Source organism: Janibacter limosus NBRC 16128 (genome assembly GCF_001570985.1).
GTDB classification, from domain to species: Bacteria; Actinomycetota; Actinomycetes; order Actinomycetales; family Dermatophilaceae; genus Janibacter; species Janibacter limosus.
Window position 1 is genome coordinate 104517 of record NZ_BCSS01000006.1, and the last position, 7153, is coordinate 111669.

8 protein-coding genes are annotated in these 7153 nt (G+C 71.3%); 3 read left to right on the forward strand and 5 right to left on the reverse strand.

What is annotated here, in order from left to right; all coding sequences use genetic code 11:
• Both JLI01S_RS03655 and JLI01S_RS03660 read left to right on the forward strand, forming a co-directional pair.
• On the forward strand, positions 1–468 hold the full coding sequence (locus JLI01S_RS03655; RefSeq protein WP_068260078.1) for a pyridoxamine 5'-phosphate oxidase family protein: 468 nt from the start codon (positions 1–3) through the stop codon (positions 466–468).
• Positions 465–734, forward strand: coding sequence for a WhiB family transcriptional regulator (locus JLI01S_RS03660; RefSeq protein WP_281177447.1), 270 nt, complete (start codon positions 465–467; stop codon positions 732–734). Before JLI01S_RS03655 ends, JLI01S_RS03660 begins: the two co-directional genes overlap by 4 nt.
• Here the strand turns inward: JLI01S_RS03660 and JLI01S_RS03665 are convergent.
• Both JLI01S_RS03665 and JLI01S_RS03670 read right to left on the reverse strand, forming a co-directional pair.
• Positions 731–1621 (reverse strand): diacylglycerol/lipid kinase family protein, encoded by an 891-nt coding sequence (locus JLI01S_RS03665; RefSeq protein WP_068260081.1) that lies wholly within the window; start codon positions 1619–1621, stop codon positions 731–733. The two genes, JLI01S_RS03660 and JLI01S_RS03665, sit on opposite strands and share 4 nt — an antisense overlap.
• Positions 1618–2865 carry a YncE family protein gene (locus tag JLI01S_RS03670; RefSeq protein ID WP_068260084.1) on the reverse strand — a complete coding sequence of 416 codons (1248 nt, stop codon included), beginning with the start codon at positions 2863–2865 and terminating at the stop codon, positions 1618–1620. Before JLI01S_RS03670 ends, JLI01S_RS03665 begins: the two co-directional genes overlap by 4 nt.
• A 156-nt stretch (positions 2866–3021) precedes the next feature.
• On the opposite strand from JLI01S_RS03670, the gene JLI01S_RS03675 reads away from it, so the two are divergent.
• Positions 3022–3747: a hypothetical protein gene (locus JLI01S_RS03675; RefSeq protein ID WP_157074810.1), complete on the forward strand. Its 726-nt coding sequence runs from the start codon at positions 3022–3024 to the stop codon at positions 3745–3747.
• 133 nt (positions 3748–3880) lie between these two features.
• On the opposite strand, the gene JLI01S_RS03680 is transcribed toward JLI01S_RS03675, so the two are convergent.
• The 3 genes from JLI01S_RS03680 to JLI01S_RS03690 are packed head-to-tail and all read right to left on the reverse strand — an operon-like array spanning position 3881 to position 7112.
• Positions 3881–5470: an ABC transporter permease gene (locus JLI01S_RS03680; RefSeq protein ID WP_068260089.1), complete on the reverse strand. Its 1590-nt coding sequence runs from the start codon at positions 5468–5470 to the stop codon at positions 3881–3883.
• On the reverse strand, positions 5467–6444 hold the full coding sequence (locus tag JLI01S_RS03685; protein ID WP_068260092.1) for an ABC transporter ATP-binding protein: 978 nt from the start codon (positions 6442–6444) through the stop codon (positions 5467–5469). The genes JLI01S_RS03680 and JLI01S_RS03685 overlap by 4 nt, the downstream gene beginning before the upstream one ends.
• The gene (locus JLI01S_RS03690; RefSeq protein WP_084349181.1) at positions 6441–7112 is read right to left on the reverse strand and encodes a TetR/AcrR family transcriptional regulator; all 672 of its coding nucleotides are present in this window, start codon (positions 7110–7112) and stop codon (positions 6441–6443) included. Before JLI01S_RS03690 ends, JLI01S_RS03685 begins: the two co-directional genes overlap by 4 nt.
• Positions 7113–7153 lie beyond the last annotated feature (41 nt).

The following is a 7153-nucleotide window of genomic DNA, read 5'->3' on the forward strand; positions in this document are numbered from 1 at the left end:
ATGACAACCATCCAGAGCCCCGGCCGATCACCCGCACCGGTCGACCACCGTGGGCTGGACGTGCTCACCCTCGACCAGTGCCTGCTGCGTGTCGCGTCGCGACCGATGGGACGAGTGGCCTTCCAGGACAAGGGCGAGGTGATCGTCCTGCCGGTCAACCACGTGATCGACGAGGGCGTCATCGGCTTCCGCACGAGGTGGGACTCGACCCTCGCGGCGGCCGTCAACCACGAGTCGGTCACCTTCCAGGTCGACCACTACGATCCCCTGGAGCAGACCGGCTGGAGCGTCCTCGTGCGCGGGACCGCCGGCGTCGTCTCCGACCCGGTCGTCTCCGATCGCCTCGAGGCGCTGCTCGACGTCGCCTGGCAGGGCCCGCCCGAGGACGCCTTCTGGACAGCGATCCGCTGGGAAGAGGTCGCCGGGCGCGAGCTGGGCTCGAGCCGCAGCGAGTGCGGCTGCTGTTGATCCCGAGCAGCAGCGGCCGACCGGGACGCGATGCTCCCGGCTGGCGGGAGCGGGCAGCCTGCGAGGGCGAGGATCTCGACACCTTCTTCCCCGTCGGCTCGGCGCTGTGGCAGGCACAGCGGGCGACATCGATCTGTGCCGGCTGCCCGGTGACCGAGGAGTGCCTCTCCTATGCGCTGAGCACGGGCCAGGACCACGGCATCTGGGGCGGCCTGACGAGCGAAGAGCGCCGGGACCTGCGCAGGCAGTGGAAGCGCGGCGCCTAAGGAGACCGCACGAGCAGCGCGTGCTGCAGGCACCGCACGTGCAGCCGCCGCGCCGGGCCGACGACATCGCCGTCGAGCTGGACGTGCAGGGGTTCCTCGCTGACGATCTCGAGCTCGCGGGAGGCGCGGGTGGACAGCCCCGCGACATCGCCGGGGAGGCGCAGGACCCCCTTCGCCGCCACGCCGATCCAGTGGCCGGGGCGCGTCACGGTCACCTCGAGCACGTCGAAGAGCCCGTCGTCGACGAGCCCGCCGGGCGCGATGTGCACTCCGGCGCGCACCCGCGTGCAGTTGGCCGCGAGCACGCTCCACACCCGCAGGTGCTCCGGGTCCCCACCCTCGTGGCGCACCGTCACCCGGACCGGCCGGCGCAGTGCGCTCACCGCGGCGGGCGCGATGTAGGCGGGCCAGCCGATGCGCTCCTTGAGGCCAGGGCGGGTGGCCGCGACCGTCGCCGCGTCGTGGCCCATCCCCGCCAGCACGACGAAGGGGAGGTCCTGCGCCTGGTCGTCCACGTGCGCGAGGCCCAGGTCGACCGGCCGGGCTCGCCCGGTGAGCGCCAGGTGCACGGCAGCAGGGATGCTGCGAGGCAGCGAGAGGTTGTGCGCGAGCAGGTTGGCCGTGCCGATCGGGACGATGCCCAGCTCCACGCCACTGCCCGACAGCCCGTGCGCGACCGCGCGGACCGTGCCGTCACCACCCCCGACGACGACCAGCTCGTGGCCCTCGGCGACCGCGGCCGCGGCATGCGCCCGTCCGGTCTCCTCGCGGGTCGTCAGCTGGACCGTCGGATCCGGCCAGCCGGCCGCGGAGGCCGTCGAGGTGACCTCGTCGAGGACTCGCTCCCAACCCCCCTTCGAGGGATTGAGGACGAGCGCGACCCTCACGCCGCGTGCGAGTCGTCGAAGACCACGATCGAGCCGCCATAGCTGGCGACCCACACACGCTTCTTGGTGGGCTCGTAGGTGATGCCGATCGGCAGGCCGTCGGTCTGCTCGGTCTGGACGACGGTGAAGTCCTTGGTACGGATCTTGCTCACCGTGCTGCTCGCGTAGTTGCTGACGTAGAGGGCGCCGCCGTCGGGGCTGATCGCCATCGAGCGGGGCTGGCTGCCGACCTTGGCCTCGCGCAGCGTCTTGCCGGTGGCGGTGTCGACCTCGCTCACGGTGCCGGAGCCGTTGTTGGAGACGTACAGACGCGAGCCGTCGGGGGAGACGAGCAGGTGGCGCGGGCCGTCGCCGGTCTCGGCGAAGTCGACGACCTCGCCGGAGCCGAGGTCGACCTTGACCGTCTCGTCCGACCCCATGATCGCCACATAGGCGACCGTGTCGTCGGGGCTGATCGCGATGCCGCGGGGGTGCTTGCCGGGCAGCTTGATGGTCTCGGTGACCTTGTTGGTCCTGGTGTCCACGACATCCATGTCCATCGAGCACCAGTTGGTGACGAGGACCTTGGCGCCGTCGTGGGTTGCGGCCACGTACTTGGGCACCGCGCCGACGCGCACGACGTCGGTGATCTCGAGCTTGGCGGTGTCGATCTTGTAGAGGTAGCTGTCGGAGATGCCCTGCGGGCCGGTGCAGGAGTCCTTGCCCTCGGGCTCGAAACCCTGCCCGTACATCGAGTAGTTGCTCACCCAGGCGGTCTTGCCGTCGGGGCTGAAGGCCATCTCGACGGGCGCGCCCTTGCTCGTACCGGGGTGGTCCTTGATGCCGAAGTCGGACAGGTCGACCGCGTCGGAGATCGTCTTGTGCAGCGCGCCGTCGGCCGTGAAGGCGCTGACGGTGTGGGTGTACATCATGTTTTGCGCGAAGACCTGGCCCGACGGCGAGGCGACGACCGACTTGGGCGTCAGCCCACCGGTGAGGCGCTGCACGCGCACCATCGTCGAGTCAGCAGAGGCGGCGGGCTTGCCGGTCACCTCGGCGCTCTCCTTCGGGGCTGCCTTCTCGACGTCGGCGGGCGAGGCTGCGGCCGCGGGCGGCGCGCTCGCCGGTGCCTTGGCAGCGGCGGCACTGCCGTCGCCACCGAAGAGCTTGCCGATGCACAGCACGAGCACCAGGAGGATGACGAGGAGCACGGCCAGGGCGACACGACGTCGCCGGACATAGACCGGGTCGTTGTTGATCTTCACGCGGGACACCTCGGAGTCGACTCCTGCGAACCTATGGCCGGGCGGCAGCGAAGCGGTGGAGGCGCACCGGGGTCGGCCAAAGCCCTACCAAAGGATGACGAAGGGAGGGACCTGCGGCTGATGGACCCCCACCGGTGTCCTCGTACCGTGGACGTCATGGGGAAGGCACAGGTCTACGAGATGGAGATCGAGGGGCGGCATCACCGTGTCGAGACCTCCGTGGGTGACGGGTGGAGCAACGAGGCCACGTGGTGGGTCGACGGCGAGCAGGTCGCGACCGCCAGCTCCAAGGTCGAGGACAACCTGTATCTGTCGGTCGGCCGGGGCCACGATCTTGCCGGCTCCCTCGGTGCGGTGCGAGCTCGCTTCACCAGCCTGAGCAAGCCGGTCAGGGCGACCTGGTTCGAGGGCAGCCGGACCGCGGCCGAGACCGCGGCGCGGATCGGTGTGGGCGGTGTCGACCTCGTGCCGGAGGCGGGTTCGCCGGCGGCGCTGCGGGAGGAGCGGATGCGCACCAACCCGCGGCTCCACGCGGCCCGGCATGTCGTGGGTGGGGTTGCCAAGGTCGTCATGCCGTTGCTCTTCACGGCGCTCATGATCTGGCTCGCGGGCCGGATCCCCTGGCCCGGCTGGGACCTGCCCTCCGTGCCGTTGCCGTCGATCAGCCTCCCGTCGATCCCGTGGCCGGACTGGGAGCTGCCGCGGCTGGACTGGGATGCCCCGGGGTGGCTGGTCTGGCTGGCGGAGCACGCGAAGTACGTCATCCCGATCCTCATCGGGGTCGCGCTCGGCCGGCGCGAGATGAGGCGTCGGCGTGAGCAGGACGAGCTGCGTGAGCGGCTGGCCGCGCGGGATCCGTCCGCGAGCAGCGAAGACCGGTGATGTTACCTGCGAGTACGACGTGCACCTGCGCGCGAGCAAGGCGAGGCATCCTCGAGTTTTCGGGGTCCGCCGGCAGTGCCATGACTGACGTGCACGTCGTACCCGCAGGTCACAAGCGCTGACTGGCCGCGGGTTACCGGTGCGGGATGTCCCGCCGGGTGAAGCCGAGAAGCCCGAGCCCGGCGAGGACGACCCCGCCGAACCCCGCGACAAGCGCGCCGGTGACGTCGAGGTCCTCCGCCGGGACATCGCCGACGAGGCCGAAGGGCGCCCACTCGACCAGCCAGGTCGGTAGATCGAGCCCCGGCCCCATGTAGCCGATGACCGCGGCGACGGCGAAGACCACCCAGACGGCGGCCTGCGCCCGGGGCCCCCATCCGAAGAGCGCCAGCGAGATCCCGGCGAGCAGCAGCATCACGGGCAGGTACTGGGCGCAGGCGAGGAGCAGCGTCGAGATCCAGGACGAGTCGCCCAGTGCCGCTGCGGTGCTCATCGCCAGGGCCAGCGCGCCGGCGGCGCCGACGAGCAGCGTGCCAAGGGCGATGGTCGCGAGGTGCGGGCCCAGCCAGGCGACGCGGCCACGGGCCTCGCTCAGCTGCAGCTCGAGACGGCCGGAGACCTCCTCGCGACGCAGTGAGCCGAGCGCCTGCAGCACGTAGCCGCCCACGAGCAGGGCAAGCAGCAGGACGAACATCGCTGCCATCGGCTCGACGATCCCGGCCTCCCCGCCCGCCAGCCAGGCCGCGAGGTCGGGATTGCCCTCGATCGCGTCGATGACGGTCTGCATGAGCGACCCGTAGGTACCCATGAGGACGGCCGCCAGCACGGCCCAGCCGAGCGTCACGGTGCGGTGCTCCCGCACTGCCAGTCCGAAGGGGGATCGCAGCCCGGTACTCGCCCGGTGCGGTCCGGTCCGGGGGGCGACGAGGGAGCCGCCGACGTCACGCGTGGTGGACAGCCACAGGGCCAGCGCGAGCAGCAGGAGGGTGGCGCACAGGCTCAGGACGAAGGGGAGCGCTCGCGGCTCACCGAAGGCCGCAACCTTGTCGTACCAGCCGAGCGGCGTGGCCCACAGCAAGGACGTCTCGTCCACCGCTCCCGCACCACGGACCAGGTAGGCGAGCAGGGCGAGTCCGAGACCGGCGGCCCACGCCGATCGTGTGTGGCCGAAGGCTTGCGCCGCAACGGCGCTCACGCCGACGAAGACCGCGCCCAGCGACGCGACCGCCGCGCCGTAGAAGAGTGCGCCGGTCGCTTCGGCCCCGACGGCGACGAAGGCGAGTGCGGTGAGCAGGCCCAGCGCGACGAGCGCAGCGAGTGCCAGTACGACGGCCGCGAGGAGCGGTGCCTGCCGCCCGACGCGGGAGGCGAGGAGCAGCTCGAGGCGGCCGGCCTCCTCCTCCCTGCGGGTCCCGCGGAGGGTGAGCGCGATGGCCAGGAGCGGGACGGCGAAGGCGACGACGAAGCCGAGCTCGTTGACCATCGCCCCGCCGAGGGTGTCGGTGCCGGCCACGACGCCGTTGAGGACCCGCATCCCCGGGCTCGTGGTCGTCTCGGCGTAGGAGCGCAGCTTGTCGGGGGTGTCGTAGAGGCTGGTGATGGACGAGGTGGTCAGCACGACGACGGCACAGAGGCCGAGGACCCAGGCGAGCACGACCTTCCACCCGGTGCGCCACTGCACCCGCAGGCTGGTGCCGATGCCGGCGGTGCTCAGGGCGCTCATCGCTGCACCCCATCGCTCCCATGGGTCCCACGTTCCGCGTGGGCGGAGGTCGCCCCGCGACCGTCTCGAAGGGAGGGCTCCTCCCGGTACTGCTCGAGGAAGAGGTCGTCGAGGCTCGGCGGGGTGATCGTCAGCGTGTGGACCCCCGCGGCGTGGATCCGGCCCACGACCTCGCTCACCGCGGGGGCCTCGACATGGCAGCGGGTCTCGATGCGACCGTCGATGTTCCCTTCGTCCAGTGCGGTGATGCCCTCCATCGCGGTGAGCCCGGGGGAGGTGTCCGTGACGGCGTGGACCCGGCTGCTCGTGCTGCGGCGCAGGTCCGCGAGCGTGCCGGTCGTGACGGTCCTGCCGGCGCGGATGATGCTCACCCGGTCGGCCAGCGCCTCGACCTCACCGAGGATGTGGCTCGAGAGCAGGACCGTCGTGCCGCCGGCGACGCGCTCGCGGACGACGTCCTGGAAGACCTGCTCCATCAGTGGGTCGAGCCCGGAGGTCGGCTCGTCGAGGAGCAGCAGGTCGACGTCGGCGGCCAGCGCGGCGATGAGCGAGACCTTCTGCTTGTTGCCGGTGGAGTAGTCGCGGGTGCGCTTGCGGGTGTCGAGGTCGAAGCGCTCGACGAGGTCCGTGCGGCGCGACTCGTCCAGGCCGCCGTGCGCTCGACCGAGCACGTCGATGCACTGGCCACCGGTCAGGCTGGGCCAGAGGGTGACGCCGGCGGGGACATAGGCGAGCCGGCGGTGCAGCTCGACAGCGTCGTGCCACGGGTCGCCGCCCATGACCGTGACCGTCCCGCCGTCGGCGCGGGTCAGGCCGAGCAGTACCCGGATCGTCACCGTCTTGCCCGCACCATTGGGTCCGAGGAAGCCGTGCACCTCGCCGGTCGCCACCTCGAGGTCGAGCCCGTCGAGGGCGTGCGTGCGGCCGTAGGTCTTGTGCAGACCGTGGGCGTCGATGATGGCTGACTCACTCATGAGGCCTCCTCGGGCGACGGGGGCCGAGCCCCGATCGCGCTGTCTGCGCCTGTATCGGGTACGGGCAATATTGCTGCATAGAAGCGCATCGCCTCGTCCGCCCACCGGGTGAGGCCGTCGCCGTGGAGCGGGTCGTAGCCCAGGACCTGTCGCCAGTGATCGGCGAGGAGGAGGGTGCCGAGGTCGGCGGACATCGCCATGGCAGCCCGGGTCTGCGGGTCGGGACCGGCGATGAGCGTGCCGGCGGTGTCCCACGCGCGGAAGATCTCGACGGTGCGCCGGTGCCAGTCGCGCAGCAGCTGCGTGGCGACCGGGTCCCCGGTCATCATCAGCCGACGCAGGTAGGGGATGACGGGGGAGCCCTCGGGCAACGCCTGCTGGAGTACCTCTGCGATCGAGGACCACTCGCCGGCCTGCATGTCCTCCGCGAGCCCGGTGTCGGCCGAGAGGTCGAAGAGCTCGTCCATCCAGGTGTGCACGTGCTCGACGACGGCCTCGCGCAGACCGGCCTTGGAGCCGAAGTGGTGGATGACCAGAGCCGGCGAGACATCGGCCAGCTCGGCGACCTGGCGCATCGTCACCCGGTCCTCGCCGTGGGCGGCGAAGAGCTCGAGCGCGGCGTCGCGCACCCGCGCTCGGGCGGTCCGGTCATCCGGTGCTGAACCCATGTTCAGCAGGCTAAACGTGCGTTCAGTGTGGGTCAAGGAGT

Bases quoted from the DNA above. Each gene is read 5' to 3' on its own strand.
- JLI01S_RS03655 (WP_068260078.1), top strand. From the start codon at position 1: ATGACAACCATCCAGAGCCCCGGCCGATCACCCGCACCGGTCGACCAC.
- JLI01S_RS03675 (WP_157074810.1), top strand. From the start codon at position 3,022: ATGGGGAAGGCACAGGTCTACGAGATGGAGATCGAGGGGCGGCATCAC.
- JLI01S_RS03680 (WP_068260089.1), bottom strand. From the start codon at position 5,470: ATGAGCGCCCTGAGCACCGCCGGCATCGGCACCAGCCTGCGGGTGCAG.
- JLI01S_RS03685 (WP_068260092.1), bottom strand. From the start codon at position 6,444: ATGAGTGAGTCAGCCATCATCGACGCCCACGGTCTGCACAAGACCTAC.
- JLI01S_RS03690 (WP_084349181.1), bottom strand. From the start codon at position 7,112: ATGGGTTCAGCACCGGATGACCGGACCGCCCGAGCGCGGGTGCGCGAC.